14 protein-coding genes are annotated in these 15,858 nt (G+C 46.1%); 9 read left to right on the forward strand and 5 right to left on the reverse strand.

Annotated elements, in window-relative coordinates:
- Window positions 1–18: 18 nt before the first annotated feature.
- From NIAKO_RS08520 to NIAKO_RS08540, 5 genes are read left to right on the forward strand one after another with little or no spacing between them, the layout of a single operon-like run.
- A complete protein-coding gene (locus NIAKO_RS08520) occupies window positions 19–612 on the forward strand; it encodes a hypothetical protein (RefSeq protein ID WP_014218007.1) in 594 nt (197 codons plus the stop codon).
- Window positions 613–618: 6 nt separating this feature from the next.
- A complete protein-coding gene (locus NIAKO_RS08525) occupies window positions 619–1,260 on the forward strand; it encodes a hypothetical protein (RefSeq protein WP_014218008.1) in 642 nt (213 codons plus the stop codon).
- Between the two features lie 9 nt (window positions 1,261–1,269).
- Window positions 1,270–2,085 (forward strand): sensor histidine kinase, encoded by an 816-nt coding sequence (locus NIAKO_RS08530; RefSeq protein WP_014218009.1) that lies wholly within the window; start codon window positions 1,270–1,272, stop codon window positions 2,083–2,085.
- 11 nt (window positions 2,086–2,096) lie between these two features.
- On the forward strand, window positions 2,097–2,762 hold the full coding sequence (locus NIAKO_RS08535) for a response regulator transcription factor (RefSeq protein WP_014218010.1): 666 nt from the start codon (window positions 2,097–2,099) through the stop codon (window positions 2,760–2,762).
- Between the two features lie 32 nt (window positions 2,763–2,794).
- Window positions 2,795–3,565 (forward strand): SH3 domain-containing protein, encoded by a 771-nt coding sequence (locus NIAKO_RS08540; protein WP_133055384.1) that lies wholly within the window; start codon window positions 2,795–2,797, stop codon window positions 3,563–3,565.
- 662 nt (window positions 3,566–4,227) lie between these two features.
- Here NIAKO_RS08540 and NIAKO_RS08545 read toward each other — a convergent pair.
- A complete protein-coding gene (locus NIAKO_RS08545) occupies window positions 4,228–4,791 on the reverse strand; it encodes a collagen-like triple helix repeat-containing protein (protein WP_014218012.1) in 564 nt (187 codons plus the stop codon).
- A 100-nt stretch (window positions 4,792–4,891) separates the two neighbouring features.
- Window positions 4,892–6,970: a sigma-54-dependent Fis family transcriptional regulator gene (locus NIAKO_RS08550; RefSeq protein ID WP_014218013.1), complete on the reverse strand. Its 2,079-nt coding sequence runs from the start codon at window positions 6,968–6,970 to the stop codon at window positions 4,892–4,894.
- Window positions 6,971–7,208: 238 nt separating this feature from the next.
- Between NIAKO_RS08550 and NIAKO_RS08555 the strand changes: the two genes are divergently transcribed.
- The 3 genes from NIAKO_RS08555 (at window position 7,209) to NIAKO_RS36530 (ending at window position 10,551) form a co-directional block, all read left to right on the forward strand.
- Complete coding sequence (locus NIAKO_RS08555; RefSeq protein ID WP_165761294.1) at window positions 7,209–8,036, forward strand: alpha/beta fold hydrolase; 828 nt, start codon at window positions 7,209–7,211, stop codon at window positions 8,034–8,036.
- 77 nt (window positions 8,037–8,113) lie between these two features.
- Window positions 8,114–9,871 (forward strand): sigma-54-dependent Fis family transcriptional regulator, encoded by a 1,758-nt coding sequence (locus tag NIAKO_RS08560; RefSeq protein WP_014218015.1) that lies wholly within the window; start codon window positions 8,114–8,116, stop codon window positions 9,869–9,871.
- A 47-nt stretch (window positions 9,872–9,918) separates the two neighbouring features.
- Window positions 9,919–10,551 (forward strand): Crp/Fnr family transcriptional regulator, encoded by a 633-nt coding sequence (locus tag NIAKO_RS36530; protein ID WP_014218016.1) that lies wholly within the window; start codon window positions 9,919–9,921, stop codon window positions 10,549–10,551.
- A gap of 41 nt (window positions 10,552–10,592) precedes the next feature.
- On the opposite strand, the gene NIAKO_RS08570 is transcribed toward NIAKO_RS36530, so the two are convergent.
- Window positions 10,593–11,387 carry an alpha/beta fold hydrolase gene (locus NIAKO_RS08570; protein ID WP_014218017.1) on the reverse strand — a complete coding sequence of 265 codons (795 nt, stop codon included), beginning with the start codon at window positions 11,385–11,387 and terminating at the stop codon, window positions 10,593–10,595.
- A gap of 301 nt (window positions 11,388–11,688) precedes the next feature.
- Between NIAKO_RS08570 and NIAKO_RS08575 the strand changes: the two genes are divergently transcribed.
- Window positions 11,689–13,659, forward strand: coding sequence for a T9SS type A sorting domain-containing protein (locus NIAKO_RS08575; RefSeq protein WP_133055328.1), 1,971 nt, complete (start codon window positions 11,689–11,691; stop codon window positions 13,657–13,659).
- 17 nt (window positions 13,660–13,676) lie between these two features.
- On the opposite strand, the gene NIAKO_RS08580 is transcribed toward NIAKO_RS08575, so the two are convergent.
- The gene (locus NIAKO_RS08580; RefSeq protein ID WP_014218019.1) at window positions 13,677–14,372 is read right to left on the reverse strand and encodes a response regulator transcription factor; all 696 of its coding nucleotides are present in this window, start codon (window positions 14,370–14,372) and stop codon (window positions 13,677–13,679) included.
- A complete protein-coding gene (locus tag NIAKO_RS08585; RefSeq protein WP_014218020.1) occupies window positions 14,369–15,820 on the reverse strand; it encodes a sensor histidine kinase in 1,452 nt (483 codons plus the stop codon). Before NIAKO_RS08585 ends, NIAKO_RS08580 begins: the two co-directional genes overlap by 4 nt.
- Between the last annotated feature and the right edge of the window lie 38 nt (window positions 15,821–15,858).

Below are 15,858 nucleotides of genomic sequence, written 5' to 3' on the forward strand. Positions count from 1 at the left end.
CATCTTAAACATTTAACCATGACCAACACACCTCGCCAGAAATGGCTGACAGTCATCATCGCCGAATCACTTATTGTGATTTTGTTTATTGCAGCAGCCACGCAATCGGCCAACAAGCATTACCGGTTGCACAAAACACTGGATACAAAAAAATTACAGGAACTGCTTATCAAAGGCAAAAGCAACAGGCTGCTATTGGACATTTATCCGGTTAAACAATCCACGGCTGTGAATAAGCAGGATTTTGATGTACTGGTAGTGCCGCGCGATAAAGACGGAAAACCCTTTACCCAAAGCAATAAAGGGGAGTTTGAAAAGGGATCGGCCAATTATGCCCGTTTCCTGCACCAGAACAACCTGGCAGCCGATGCTGCGCTCCTGGGCTACCGGGCAACCATAGAGGAAAAACAATTAAAAAAAGGAACGAAGGTGGAGATCTTTCTCGATGCCATGCAGCCGATACTCAATAAATTATATATTTCAGGTCCTCCCGGAGGAAAGTATTTATACAACGACAGCGCTCCTGTTGGTGAATGCCCGCCCTGCCTGTTAGATCCGGAGATGGCCCAGGTCCTGGCAAAGGAGTACAAAAGCAAACCCCACAAGAAATAATATTGAATGAAAACCCCGGATATCATATTCTTTGTTTTATTATCGGCTACTATTGTTATGTTCCTGATAGCAGCAAGAAATAAACAACATTTCAGCAGCACCATTATTGCCTACCTGGTGCTGGTGCTTGCCACCAGTGTCCTGGCCGTTTACCTGAGAAAGATCGGCGTGCGCAATAATCTTTTTCTGTTTCATATATATACACCCATTGCCTATACGATCTTAAGCCTGCTGTATCTGAATGCCATCACCAGCGCCCTGTTAAAAAAGATCATTACCGCGTCGATCCCTTTTTTCATCCTCCTCAGCATCGTGTTCTCGGCTTTTGTACAAAAACCACATGAAAGCAATTCGTATAGTAACGTTGTAATGTCGCTGCTGATCCTCACCTGGTCACTCTTTTATTTACGCGAAGTACTTTTATTGCAGCGGGTTACTCACCTGCAACGGTTTCCGATGTTCTGGATCTGTGTAGGTATTTTATTTTGTTTTACCGGGAATCTTTTTACCGTAGGTATGTTGAATTACCTGATTAAATATTCCATGGAAATGGCCCGGCAGGCGTACGGGCTAACGTATATTTTTAAATACCTGGCATTGATCCTGCTTATGATCGGCGCCTGGTGCCAGCTCGCTTTTAAAGAATGATCTTTTAACATGCAAACCGACAACCACGATATTTTTTTTATGATCATTGGTGGCACCATTGTACTGGTATTGCTGCTTTGCTTTATCGTTTCATTTCTGTTCGTTTATAAAGCCCGCCAGGAACGCCATAAACGCGAAATGCAGGAGATCAAAAAACAGTACGACCAGGAGATCCTCAAAACCGAACTGGAAATAAAAGAACAAACCCTGAAAAACATCTCGGAAGAAATACATGATAACGTTGGACAGGTATTATCACTCGCCGTTCTCAATTTAAGCGCGCTCGAATTTAAAGATGCCGATAAGGCTTCGCAAAAGGTGGATAACATAACCAGGCTGGTTGAAAAGGCCGTAGCCGATCTGCGCAATTTATCCAAAACAATGGACGCCTCTAATATTGCCCAGGTAGGGCTGGCCGCCATTATTCAGTTTGAACTGGAAATGCTGGAAAAAACGGGGATGTATAAAACAACGTTTAATCTTTCGGGAATAGAAAAAAAGCTAACGGGTTCCCGGGAAATCGTGATCTATCGCATTGTACAGGAATCGTTGAACAATGTGATGAAACATGCGCAGGCCACTTCGGTAGAAGTGGCATTGGTGTTTTCAGATGCCTGCCTGGTCATTGATGTGGCCGACAATGGCCGGGGATTTACCAGGACAAATACCAACAAAGGCACCATGAGCGGCAACGGCGCCGGTATAAAAAACATGACGAGCAGGGCCGCCCTCATCGGCGGCGAATTGACCATTAAAAGCGTACCTTCATATGGCACCCGGGTAATATTAACAGTACCGTATACGGCCGGTGCCATCCACCATTAACCATTTAACGTATGAAAGATATTTCACTGGCTATTGTAGACGATCATAAATTGTTCAGGGATGGATTGGCCGAACTGATCAATGGTTTTTGTAATTACCAGGTTATTATTGAAGCCGATAACGGACAGGATTTTATCAATCAGCTCAGCGCCGGCCAATTACCTGAAATAGTGCTGCTGGACATCAACATGAAGCAAATGGATGGTTTTGAAACGGCTGCGTGGTTAAAAGAACATTATCCCGATATAAAGATCCTGGCCCTGTCGATGTATGAAAATGAAAATGCGATCATCAGGATGTTGCGGCTGGGCGCACGCGGGTATGTACTAAAAGATATCCGTAAACAGGAACTGGAGCAGGCGCTTTCCTCGCTGGTAACAAAGGGATTCTATTATACAGAACTGGTTACCGGCAAACTGATCCATGCATTGAATACGCTGCATGAAGAAAAACCGGGCCCCTCGTTAAAAGAACTGGTGTCGCTGAATCAACGCGAAACCGAGTTCTTGAAACTTGCCTGCACTGAATTAACCTACAAAGACATTGCAGATAAAATGTGTTTAAGCATTCACACCATCGATGGCTACCGGGACGCCTTGTTTGAAAAGCTGAGTGTGAAAAGCCGTGTTGGGCTGGTGGTGTATGCTATAAAGAATAAGATTGTGTTGGTAGATTGATTAAATATGTTTCCGGAGAAACCTTTACCTATATGATAGTCCATTTAAAGAGATTGATAACCGTTATAATTATCCTATTGCCTGGCCCAAAAATGAGGGCCCAAACCTGGAAGATAGCCCAACTCCGGGATCCCAACCCGGTAGTGAATGTGTATAACGCTGCAAATGATACCTCGGAAAAAGTAGCTACAATTACAAAGGATGAAATCTTCTACTGCGAGCCTGGCAATGCCGGCTGGTGGCATGTACGTACCACTAAACCAATATGGGGCTACATACCTAAAAGCCAGATACAGTTGATAGAAGAACTCTCCGTTGCTGCACAGCAAAAAATGTTATTAAGCATTTTTACAACCCACAGAAAATTAGGGACCGATTTCATCAGTGCATATGAAAGCAAGGATAGTGTGGGGTATTTTGTTACTATCAATAAACTGGATGAACACCGGGATCGTGTTTACAGACCAATCCTGAATATTTTTTCCAACCACGTTTGTAAAACAGGCGATACGCTGGTGATCAGGAAATTGTTAGAAACGGTACCGGTAGACGGTGTTATGGAATCAGACGCCCGCGACCTGGCGATGGGGGAGGCGTTTATTTGCAAAAGCGATCTTTTTATAAATGCATTGAACAGCATAAATAACAAAGATGACCGGTTCTATGTTTCTTTTCACATAGGGTTTGGTCTGTTACAGCATTATCAAAAGATAGAAAAGCAACTGATGCCAAAGGACCCGGTATTTATTAAGTTAGCTGAAAAATTAGATGCTGTAGAAAAGGCTTCCATGCCTGGTAATTAATTATAACTGCGTCTCGTTGCTACCTAATTATGGTTAAAGGCTGACTAAATATGCGATATTTTTACTCAACTTTAATTCATCCTTGTCTATTTAGGCAATGATCTTTACTAACTATGTGTCAACCCTTACTCATTATAGTTAATGAAACACCAATTATATCCTGCCAATTCTTATAAAAAGATCTTCCAGTACCAACATTGGATCATTAGTTCGTTAGATTAGTCCATATCTTCTTAACTTATGCATATATCTTTAGTACTCTTCATGGTAAATAAGCAACTTATGCTCCAATGTTATGCACTTATGTGCCAATGTTATGTAGGGTTGTCCAAAAGTTATACCGGGTTGCTCCAATATTTACCCAGGTTGTTCCAAAGTTTATCCAGGTTACTCCAATGTTAAGTCAGGTTACTCAAATGTTGGTTCGAAATGCGGCATAGTTACTCCTGAATGCGGAATCTTTAATGAGATATGCCACAAAGTTAATGAGATGTGCCGAAAAGTTTGATCAAAATGCCGCATTGTTTGCAATATGTTGGTCAATTTTGATGCCCGGCGGCTTTTGCAATAAACTGATATGAATTTTTGACAACAAAGGCGCATAAACTGTGGAGTTTATGCGCCTTTGTTGAAGAAGTTGACTATAAAGATTTTACTACAATTTAGTCTTTTAACCCGAGATACGCTTTAACAGCGGCATAATCGGACCAGTTTACCGGTGCAGCAGCTCTTGCCAGGTTATTGCCGGGCACTATCATGTACCTGTATTGCTGATACTTTTTACCACCGGTAGTGACGGTACTTACGTCTGCATTGGCATCCAGCTGGATATTTCCCGTATAAGCTGAGAACCGGATGTTAAGACCGGAAGTGGCAACATAAGGCAACGCATAAATAACCGGATCACTTGCATCGTTACCATTGATGAATACTTTTACATCTGCGGTACTCACCAGCGCCTGGGTAAGTTTGGGGGCGGCAATGATGGCATAGTAGCCTATCGTATCAATTTTACCACCTGCCTGGTGCACGGTATCGGGCTTATAGGCCACATCCAGCCAGGCGGAATAGATCACATTGCCTGAACCGGAATCGCCTTTGGGGCCAGCCGGGCCAGGAGCGCCATCTGCACCCTTGGCACCGTCTTTACCGCAGGAGATCATGAACATAACAAAAAAAAGTCCTGACAGCAGGACTAACGGGGAAGTAAGATTGAGTCTTTTCATAAATAAGTTAAAGATAAGGGCATGAAGGAGTCAAGATTTCACACCTGATTTTGATTTAGGGGCGCGAAAATACAAATTCTTCTCCGGACTTTAACAGGGGTCACTGGTAATCCTTTTTTATACCCAGGCGCCTGAGCTTTGAGTTCAGGGTAGTAGATGGAATATTCAGGAGGCGGGCTGCTCCGTCTGCACCAGCCACTTTTCCCTTGCATTTTTTTAGTATAGCGAGGAGGTAGTCACGTTCAACTTCCTCCAGGGTTCTGATGCGGGAGGCATTTTTGCTCTGCTCCGAGCCAGCGGGAAGGTCTATTCTCGTTATATGATTATCTGTTGTGAGCAGTATGCTTCGTTCAATGAGGTGTTCGAGCTCACGAATGTTTCCCGGCCAGTGATATGCCATCAGGTCCTGCAAAGCGCTGGCTGAAATCTCCATGTCGCTTCTGCCGGTTTTCAGGGCATATTTATGCATGAAGTGAGCAACCAGGGCTGGAATGTCTTCCTTCCTTTCCCGGAGTGGTGGTAAGGTAAGGGGAAGTACATTCAGCCGGTAGAACAGATCACTCCGGAACCTGCCGGCCTGCATCTCTTTCTGAAGACAGCGATTGGTGGCTGCAATGATCCGGACATCCACCGGGATGACTTCTTTTCCGCCTATGCGTTCGATTTCTTTTTCCTGCAATACCCTGAGTAATTTGACCTGGAGATCAGGAGGCAGTTCCCCAATCTCATCCAGGAACAGCGTGCTGTTATGGGCCATTTCGAATTTACCCATCTTCCGCTCGATCGCATCGGTAAAACTTCCTTTTTCATGACCAAACAATTCACTTTCTATAAGATTGGCAGGCAGCGCAGCACAATTTACCTTCACCATCGGGCTGTTGCTTCGGCCGGAATTATCGTGAATGGCCTTTGCTACCAGTTCTTTGCCTGTACCGGTTTCTCCCATGAGCAGGACAGTGCTGTCGAAAGCGGCGACCTGTGAGATAAGCTGGGTGATCCTTTGCATGGCCGGTGTAGTACCGATCATTCCGGTAGGGGCCGGTGCTTTGTTTAAACTTACAGTGGAAGGTAACGGGTAAGCATATTTTTCTTTTTCCAGCACATTGGCCACAGCCAAAGACAGGTGCAACGACACGACGCGCATGGCGATTGTTTGTCGCGGCATGAGCCGTTGATGACGATCGCATAAAATGAATAAAGCGCCGATGCTGGTATCACCGGCTCTTAAGCCAATGCCTGCTATCTGCCGGATATCATTGTCAAACAGGTCCCGGATATAAGCAGGCACCTTTTTCTGCCGCATCACTTCCTCGATGTTGTATAAACGTACCTGTTTTTCTGTTTGCACCTGTTTATAAAATCCATCATCTACCGGATAGGTTGCAGCTGTGACGGGCGAAGCTGGCTGAAACCTGTTTGTGTCAGATAAAAGAAGAAAGACCGAATGTGTTTGCTTTTCGTGATCAGTTTCACAGATCACGATGTCCCCGGAAGAGAACAGCCGCCTGAACTGGTTTTGCAATACATAGGCGAGGTCGTTCCTGTTCCTGACTTTCGTCAGGGCATTCGCGAGTGCAAGCAGGACATTTCGTTCTTCTTCAACCAATTTTGCTTCCTCGTCTGCCATGTGCAGCTGCATAACCATCGACAGGTAACTGGCAAGCATGTCGAATAAAGGCAGGTCCTGTGCGGCATACGTACCCGGTCGGCTGCTATGCAACGTGAGGGTGCCTATCGGGACCTTTTTATTGAACAAAGGCAGGTGTAACTGTTGTGTGTAAGCGGTAAAAAAGTGAAGTGGGGCGTCTGCATTATATAATCTGTCCCGGGTTGCCGGGGCCTTCATTATAACAGGCCGGGCCAGGGTGGTTAAGTGGGCCACTTCAGTGCCGGAAAGGGAGAGACCCCTTGAAGGGAGATCGTGAAAATTTGTTCGTTTGAAATGGCCTGGCCCTTTTATAAGGAACAGTTCACTGATCCGGACCGCATCCTGGTCGTAAACGATCAAACTTACTGCATCTGCCAGTTGGGAGGTCAATAATTGCCGGCCTGATTTCCGGAAAACGGATTCAATAGAGACGGCTTTGCCGGTGTTTTGGTTGATAGCCGATAATACCTGTAACCATAGAGCCTGAGAATAAATTCCATTGGGGGTTTCAAAATTCCTTGCGTGCGACATAGCTGGATTTTTCCTGTAGTGTTACCTCCCTGCAAATAAACGGGATAATTCTTAAAGCGGTTGTTAACAATGAATAATGGTTGAAGCAGTTACGATAAATCGTAAACGGTTGGATTATTTACTTTAAATCGTAAGTAAAAAGCGGGGTCATTTTCTTCAACAGTTTGTTTTACATACACTTAATATTGGCGGCACTGTTTTGGCACACACCGGCGAATAAAATTCTTTAATAATGAAAATGAAAAGCAGTAGACCGATACTGGTCGGCATTCTTATCGTCAGTATGGGAATATTCTCCTGTAAAAAAAGTGATCCGGGAACGGTTCCGCCCCAAACCTTTGTATTGGTACATGGCGCCTGGCAGGCGCCTTTCGTTTGGGACAGTGTAAAGGCGGAACTGTCAAGAGCAGGGCAGAAAGTTGTTGTGGTACAATTACCCGGCCATGGCGCCGACCAAACTGATCCGGGCGTGATAACGATGGATAGTTATCGCGACCAGATCGTTTCGGCTATCAACAGTGTTACCGGAAAAGTTATTTTAGTAGGGCACAGCTTGTCGGGATTTGCCATCTCAGCAGTGGAGGAGCAGATACCCAACCGGATCGATAAGCTGGTATTCCTGGCAGGTTATATCCCTGCTGCGGGGCAATATCCACTCTCGCTGGCAACCACAGACAACCAGACACATGTCATTCCTGCTCCTGCTGGTCCGTTGGTTATTGATTCTGTTCATGGAGTGCTCGATTTTGTAAGGGATAGCATAGCGCCCATCTTTTGCTGGGATGCCTCACCAGCCACCAAAGCAAGTGTAGTGGCTAATTTCAGACCTGACCCTGTTAAACCTTTTACGCAGACTGTTACAACAACGGCTAATTTTACCAATGCCGATAAGTATTATATCCATACGTTGCAGGATGAAGTGATTGGTATCGATCTTCAGAAACGGATGGTGCAGACTGCAGGTATTACCAGGGTATATTCGCTCAATACGAGCCATAGCCCTTTTCTTTCGAAACCTGATTCAGTCACTGCGATCTTATTGAATATTGCCGGTGTCAGGCAGTAATTATTGCACCATAACTACGGTCTGAACAGGATACTGATTGGACCGTAGTTATCATAAACTTATTACTTTTGATACATATGGACCATACGCCCGAAGACTTGAATAATATCATAGCTGGGATCAGTGACAAACGCGAACTCCAGCAATTGATCGATGATATTAAAAAAGTGGCGCCTGAGCTGGCGCAGGGTATTTCCATGCAGCTGACTGTTGCTATGGCCAAAATACTGGCCGCCGGGCAGATCGCTGAAAAAGAAAAGGAGCAGGCTATGCTGCTCTCCATAAGCAATAGTATTGCTGCCACCCGTAATAAAATGGACCTGCTGGAAGTATTACATGGCAAGCTGCGGACTGTATTTTCTTTTTCCCATACGGTGATCTGCATACTTAACAGCGATAAAAAGACCGTAAGAACTTTTTTATTAGACCCTCATTCTCCCAACCAGCAACATCCGGATTATCCAAGGCTAACAGATGAGATCTTCCCCATCAGCGACAGCCTGCTGAATGTTGCCTTACATGCCGATACCCCGGTGATATTCGACGGGGAGCGGTTGATCAGAGAAAGAAAAGGGTCTTTGTGTGTAAGGGTAAATTACGATTCCGGTATCAGGGAGTTTTTATTCGTATCGCTGCGCAATGGCGAAGAGCGGATTGGTTTTCTTATGATGTGTTCGGCAGTCCCCAATGAGATCGATCGTCATAAACTGAATCTTATTCAGGGGATAGCGTCACAGCTGTCCGTAGCCGTAGCCAGTATTTTGGCTAATGATGAGCTGGAGAAAAAAATGCGGGCGATCAATAGCTATAAACAACAACTGGAGAAGGAGAAATGGTATCTGCAGGAAGAGATCAACGAAGTTTATAATTACCAGGAGATAATTGGTTCCAGTGCCGCCTTACAGCAAGTGTACCAACGTGTATCCCAGGTGGCGAAGGCCGATAGTTCCGTACTTATTCTGGGTGAAACGGGAACAGGTAAAGAACTGTTAGCCCGGGCCATTCATAACCAATCGTACCGTAAAGATCAGTTGATGGTAAAGGTAAATTGTGCCGCGTTGTCGCCCAACCTCATAGAGAGTGAGTTGTTTGGTCATGAGCGGGGGAGTTTCACCGGGGCCACGGACCGTCGCATCGGTAAATTTGAATTGGCTGCCGGCGGCACTTTGTTCCTGGATGAGATCGGCGAAATGCCATTGGACCTTCAGGTTAAATTACTGCGTGTTTTACAGGAGAAGGAGATCGAGCGGGTGGGGGGGAAAACCGTGATCCCTACTGATGTGCGGATCATTGCCGCTACCAATCGCCAGCTCTGGGAGGAAGTGCAGGCGGGCAGGTTTCGTAGCGACCTGTATTATCGCCTGAATGTTTTTCCGGTCACCATACCACCTTTGCGCGATCGCCGGAAAGATATACCGGCGTTGGTCGATCATTTTATTGCAAAGTATAACCGGAAAACAGGAAAAAAGATAAGCGGTGTTTCTGCAGAGGTGTTATCCGGTCTGATGGCTTACTCATGGCCGGGAAACATCCGCGAGTTGGAGCATTTGATCGAACGGTTCGTGATACTGACCCAGGACACATTTATTCAGCATATAGACATCCCGGTGCATAACCTGGTTGAAAATCCGGAACCGCCAACCGTCGCTTCGGCAGAAGATGCGCGTGTAAGGACCATCGATGAGATAGAAAGAGAGCATATCGTATACGTACTAAAAAAATGCCAGGGTAAAGTTTCAGGCGCTGGTGGCGCAGCGGAATTATTACAAATTCCTTCTACTACCCTCAACTCCAAAATGAAGCGCCTGAATATTCACCGCAGAGACTTCGAGTAAGACTTTGTCTGCCGGTTTTAATGTACATGCTTACAACTTAATTAAAAATGAATTTTAATAATCCTACGTCTGCAATATACTTGCCGGATACTATTGGTAAGCTGGTAGACCTGGACGACGTTGCCATCGAAACAATGCTGAATAACAGTAAAGAAATCGACATTTCAAGAGGGCAGATAATAAATAACGAAGGCAACCTGTCCAGGTATATTTATTTCATCCTGTCAGGTAAGGCAAGATTGTTTTATGTGGACCACGCTGGAAAAACCATCTCCTGGTCATTCCATTTCAATGATATACATAGCACGCCCAGGAATCTTTTTATTATTGATTATAAGAGCTTTTTTACGCAGGGTTCTGGGGAGATGCACATGGAAGCGATTACTGATACCAGGTTAATCCGGATAGGAAAGCGAGGTCCTGGGGATAAATTTGATGGAGGACTCATAATGGAGAAATGTTTGCAAAAACTGCATGAGCATTCTTTTATTGCAGCTTATGAACGGATGCTCAACCTGCTTACGCAATCGGCCAGGGAAAGGTACAATCACCTGTTATGCCACGAACCACATCTGCTGCAGCTCTTCGCAGACAAATACCTCGCATCTTATATCGGGATAGAACCCCCGTCGTTGAGCCGCATCAGGAAAAAATTAAAATCGGCAAGACCCTTTCAATGAGTTGAAAGGGTCTGTTTTTATTGCGAACACTTATTAATAGGCTATTTGCTTTCGGCAATGATGATGTCAGCCAGTTTATTGGGCATAGAAATGAAAGGGGTATGACTGCTGGTTAAGGTATACACTTTATCTACTTTACCTGTCTTTACCATATGCTGTTGAGCGCCGTAGCTGATGGCATTGTCATTTACAGTATGAATATATACTTTTTTGATGCTGCCGAAATGTTGTTCAGTAAGCTGAACCGGCGTGGCAAGGGGAATAAGCGGCTCGGGCCTGATGTGACTGGTAAGATATTGCTGCACCGGCTGCGGCGCATCGGCAGCAAAAATATCGGCAATGGCGTCCTTGGCAATGATCGCCTGGCCATTTTCCTGGTCAACGGTTAAAGACTTGCCGATGTGTGATCCCGGGTCCTGTTTAGCTAATGATAAAAGACTTTCTCCATCATGAGGAAGTGCAGCAGCAAGGTAGATCAGTTTGCTGAGCTGGGTTGGAATTTCTTCGGCTACCTGGCTGATCACCAGACCTGCGAAACTATGCCCCACCAGTACTACATCACGGCGTGAACCGATAGCTGCTTTTACCTGGTCTACATAGGTGCGAAAACTGATCCCTGCAAATGAGGTGGTATCTTTTCCGTGACCGGCAAGATTAACCGTGATTACTTCGTGACCCTGCTTTTTAAGCAGGGGTGTCACTGCATCCCATGAAGAGGCATCGGACCAGGCGCCATGGATCAATACAATTGTTTTTAGCTCCTTGCCGGCTGTTTGCGGGTCTCCTTTACCAAAACCAAGTAAACTCATAACCATAATAATTAATGCTGTTTTCATTTTGTTTTACGCCTATTTGTTTAGGACAGTACAAACCTCTGATAAATCAGCAGCAATAACCTTAACCCATGTTAAAATCGGCTGTATTCAATTAACGAATTATCCTTATACAAGTAATACTAAGGAATAGTTACTCCGATTTGTTCAGTTTTACGCATCTGTGATCTGATATCCATAAAAAAATCCATTACCCATGAAATCCGGTTTAAAAAAATGCGTTGTCAAATGCTTCCTGGTTATGTTGTATACAGCGATATTACCAGTAAATACTGTTCAGGCACAAATTTGCCCGCCGCCTGTTATGGCTACTATAACTTCTTACTCCAATACATATTATCCCGGGCAACAGGCAACGGTAAGTGCGGGTAGTACTTCTGTTGCCATAGGCGGCGCCACTTATGGAACAATCCCTGTCAGTACCGGTGATGTTCTGCTGATCATTCAGATGCAGGGCGCGCAGATCAATTCAACCAACAACAATACCTACGGCGATGGCGCAAGCGGCAGCGGTTACCTGAATAATACGGAGTTATTCGCCGGTAATATGGAATATGTAATCGCAACTAATTCCATTCCGCTGACCGGTGGTACGTTGACGCTGCTGACGGGAACGGTTAATAATTATAAAACAGCCGCTTTTGGAACCGATGGTCAATACACTTACCAGGTAATTCGTGTACCTGTATATTATAGCCTCGTTTTAAACGCCGACATTACGCCGCCTAACTGGGATGGTGCTACCGGTGGGGTAATCGCGATGGCTGTAATGAACACATTGGACATGAACGGGCATTCGATCATCGTTACCGGCGCCGGTTTCCGTGGTGGTGGTGGAGTAGCGCTGGCCGGCGGAACGGGTACCACCCGGGACTTTGTAGTTGTGTCGCCTACCAATGCCAACATCGGCGCCCAATTGGGCAACCATGCATCGAAGGGAGAAGGGATTGCCGGAACACCGAGGCTTATTAACAGCAACAATTATGGTTCTCTGCTGTCCAATACAGCAGAAGGATATCCCGGCGGAAGTTTCGGCATGGGCGCTCCCGGCAATGCCGGTGGAGGCGGAAGCGATGATAATACCACGATCAATGCCAATAACAGTGGCGGTGGTGGCGGTGGGAACGGCGGCGCAGGCGGAAAGGGCGGCAACAGTTATGGAACAAGTGGGCCCTATGGGGGTTATCCCGGCGCCCCATTCGCGCAGGGAGGCGCGTTGCGGTTGGTGTTGGGCGGCGGCGGCGGAGCCGGCAGTACTAACAACGCTACCGGAAGCCCGGGTAGTGGCCTGGCTTCCGGTGGCGCCGCGGGTGGCGGCATTGTTATTATAAACGCAGGAACCATTATAAACACCGGATTTGTATATGCGAATGGTAGTAATGCAAACAGCACCATTGTCAACGATGCATCTGGAGGTGGGGGCGCTGGTGGCAGCGTATTGATCAACGCACACAACGGTCATTCGGGCCTTACTGTATTTGCGAATGGCGGCAATGGCGGCAGTAATTTTTGGAATGGCGGACTTCCTCCGCATGGGCCCGGTGGCGGAGGTGGCGGCGGCGTTATATATACCGACGGAATACTGAATGCAGCCTCTTCGGTAACCGGCGGAACAGCCGGCACTACAAATAGTGCATCGGGCACTATTAATTATGGCGCCCTGGCCGGTGCTTCCGGTACATTCGTTACCGGCCCGGTTGTGACATTCTCCGGCTGCGCGGTTTTACCTATGGAGTTCCTGTTCGTAAAGGGAAAAAGGAACGGTAGGCAGGTGCTGATCAACTGGGAAGCCACCAATGAAAATGAGGTTACAAACTATATCATAGAACGGAGTTACAATGGGAATAATTTTGTTTCAGCCGGCATGGTCAATAAGCGGGGTAGTGGCGGGATCAGCAATTATAACTTTTCAGATGCATCAGCCGGCACAGAAGCTACTGTCTATTACAGGATCAAGGCAAACGGTACAGCCGGCCAAACATTTTTGAGTAAGGTTATTACCATACAAACTGGCTTCACGGAAGGTGCATTGGATATAAGTCCTGTTCCTGCCATCGGGCATTCCACGATCAGCTGGTCTTCAACCGGCAATAACAAACTTCAAATTACCGTATTTGATGTGGCCGGGCATGCCGTGCTGAGCAGGCAATACCTTTTAAAAAAGGGGCTTAATGAATTGGTGCTTACGAACCTGCAAAGCCTGCCGAACGGAATATATTTTGTCAAAGCTTCCGATGGCGTCAGTTCCCGGAATGGTAAACTGGTAATTCTATAATTGAGAAAAATGGCTTTCTACTCCTGCACCCTGAAAATAAATCCCACGCCATATACATTCTCAATCCGGATGCAGTTGGAGTTGTTCAGGTGTTTTCGCAACCGGGAAATAAACACGTCCAGGCTTCGGCCCAGAAAATAATCGTTCTTACCCCAGAGTTGTACCAGGATGTTTTCCCGGCGCAGGATCTTATTCTCATGTTCAAAAAGATACAGGAGTAGTTCTGCCTCACGGGGCGTGAGGATAATGTCATTGCTGTGTTTGATAGACAGCCTGAGGGAATCTTTATTAAACTCTACATCGCCCCGGGTAATAATGGGCCGTTGAGGCGTTTCGGTAGCCGTATAGCGGCGAATGATGTTCTTTATCCGAAGCACCAGTTCATCCACATCAAAGGGTTTTGAAATGTAATCGTCCGCGCCAATCTTCAGTCCATACAAACGATCTGCCTTTTCATTACGCGCTGTGAGAAAAAGAAAGGGAATCTGAATGCCGGCTTCAAAGATCCGGTTGGCCAGTTCAAAGCCATCCATTACGGGCATGGAAACATCAATAATGATCAGTTGATAAGAAGAATGAGGCTGTTGCAACTGGTCAAACGCCAGCTTACCATTCTTTGCCCAATCTACCTCAAAGCCAACGATCTCCAGGTACTGTTTAACAACATTGCCCAGATCAATTTCATCCTCAACCAATAAAATCTTTGCATTCATAGGAGGGTCTTTTGTTCCAATAAGGGTATACTGATTGTAAAGGTGCTGCCTGTTCCTTCTTCACTCTGGACATCCAGCTTCCATTTGTGCGAGTCTATAGCCTGGTTCACATAGAATAGTCCCAATCCCAGTCCCTTCACCCTGTTGTGAACACCGCTGCCACCCCGGTAAAATTTATCAAAAATATGCTTTCTAACTTCTTTGTTGATACCAATGCCATTGTCTGCTATTTCAATGTGCAGATTTTTTTTATCGCTGGATGTGGTCACAATGATCTGCTTGGATTGGCTGGTATTGTATTTAACTGCATTGTCAAAAATATTCAGAATTATGGTAGTGAACCAGAAAGGATCGAGCAAAACAACGTCCCGTGTAGCATTTTTGTTTAAGGTAAGGGTGACCTCTGCTTCAGACTCTGTTGCATTGAGCCGGTAATCCAGCAACAGTTCATCCAGCAGATGGTGCACAGAGCGGCGCTCCATGTGCAGCGACAATTTGTTCATGGTGGTAATACCCAGCGTTTGGCTGATGAGCGTTTTGAGCCGGTCGGCCTGCCGCTGTACTACATCAGTAAGTGGGAGGAGGCTGTCTTTGTTAGACAGGATCCTGTCGTTCTGCATAGTCCGGTTGGCCACAATGATGGCGGACAGCGGCGTATGAAATTCATGCGTGATGCTGTTGATGAAATCTGATTTCATCTCTGACAGTTTCTTTTGCCGGATCCAGTTGCGGAAGGTTACAAAGTTCAGGATGACCACGCCGCCTACTGAGAGAAGGGAGAGCAGAAAGGTGGGCATCATGAGCCGGAGAATGGTTTGTTTGCGGTCATACGTGTCCATATACAGGCTGAAGGAGATGTTATAGCTGTTATCTGTACTGCTGCTGACTGTTACATGCTGGGCCAGGGTATTGGGCTCCAGGTTGTCCAGTGTACCGGCTATGCGGATCCCGGCCTTTGTTTGGATCTGCGGATCAATCCATTCGTTATGGCCATCCTGGTGGTAGAGCGGCACATACTGGTCCCGCCGGAAAGCTATTTCAATAAACTCAATGGTAGACGCGAACCGCAGCTTTCTATCCAGGTGGTTTCGCTGCCTGATGGCTTCCATCAGGCTGTCCATATTGTTGGCTTTACGCAGGTCACGGAAAGCGCTGTCACAAACCTGCTGGCCAAGTTTATTGAACGCCTGTTTGTCCGTTTTATACAGGGCTGCCAGCCGCGGCAGGTTACCCATTACATAATGATCCAGTATATTGGCGCCACCCGGCATGACCTTGTCATTTTTGATGGCCCCCAGGTACTCCTCCTTAATAATGCGTTTTTCTGCAAAGAGATAATGGTTGTTTTTTAATTCATAGGTGTTGTACAGAAGAAAGAATTGTACACAGGTCAGTGTAAGAGCACTGGCAATAGCAATGATCCTGTGCAGCGAGGTGGTATACTTCAAGCAAGTCTGGTTTTGATTGTAATTTGATTTCTATTAAC

Origin of the sequence: Niastella koreensis GR20-10 (assembly GCF_000246855.1) — a bacterium.
Lineage (GTDB): Bacteria > Bacteroidota > Bacteroidia > Chitinophagales > Chitinophagaceae > Niastella > Niastella koreensis.